Below are 219 nucleotides of genomic sequence, written 5' to 3'. Positions count from 1 at the left end.
ACCACCGCCGAGCTTCCCGTGCTGGCTTCGCTCGGTATTGCCGATGTCCCCGTCGTGCGCAAAGTCCGCGTGGCGTTGTTCTCCACCGGTGATGAACTGCAACTGCCGGGTCAGCCGCTGGGCGACGGACAGATTTATGATACTAACCGTCTGACCGTACATCTGATGCTGCAGCAGTTGGGCTGCGAGGTGATCAACTTAGGGATTATTCGTGACGAT

Annotated in this window: 1 protein-coding gene; it reads left to right on the top strand. The window is 58.0% G+C overall.

Going from position 1 to position 219, the window contains the following annotated elements; translation table 11 throughout:
* On the top strand, positions 1–219 hold a 219-nt coding region (locus FDX22_RS21340), incomplete at both ends, for a molybdopterin-binding protein (protein WP_370317678.1).

The sequence above is a fragment of the Citrobacter sp. TBCS-14 genome (assembly GCF_005280805.1).
In the GTDB taxonomy this organism is placed as follows: domain Bacteria; phylum Pseudomonadota; class Gammaproteobacteria; order Enterobacterales; family Enterobacteriaceae; genus Citrobacter; species Citrobacter gillenii.
This window is presented reverse-complemented; position numbering and strand designations above follow the sequence as displayed.